General features: G+C 63.6%; 1 protein-coding gene. It reads left to right on the top strand.

Translation table 11 applies throughout. The features are described from left to right. Positions 1-8 precede the first annotated feature (8 nt). A partial coding sequence (locus ON20_RS40670; RefSeq protein WP_368853937.1) for an IPT/TIG domain-containing protein occupies positions 9-335 on the top strand: 327 nt, incomplete at its 3' end.

The raw sequence follows: 335 nt of genomic DNA, 5'->3' as shown, positions 1-335 counted from the left end.
TCACCTCGCTGACACCCTCTTCCGGTCCTGCAGCGGGTTTCAACTCTGTCATCATCACCGGCTCCGGATTCAGTGGTGTCGGCCCGTTGACTGTCCGGTTCGGCCCGACGGCAACGACATTCACCATCGACTCCAATACCCAGATCACAGCCATCGTCCCGCCTGGAACCGGCACAGTGAACGTCACCGTACAGGCGCTGCTGGACGGCACGAGCAACCCGCTGCCCTACACCTATGTCGGGGCTCCTACCTTGACCAGCATCAGTCCGGCTTCGGGGTCGGCGGCCGGTGGGACGACGGTCGTGCTGACGGGTACGAATCTGACGGGAGCGACC

The organism is Nocardia brevicatena NBRC 12119, assembly GCF_000308495.1.
GTDB lineage: Bacteria > Actinomycetota > Actinomycetes > Mycobacteriales > Mycobacteriaceae > Nocardia > Nocardia brevicatena.
Note: the sequence above shows the minus strand (reverse complement) of the source record. Positions and strands in the feature narration are given on the sequence as shown.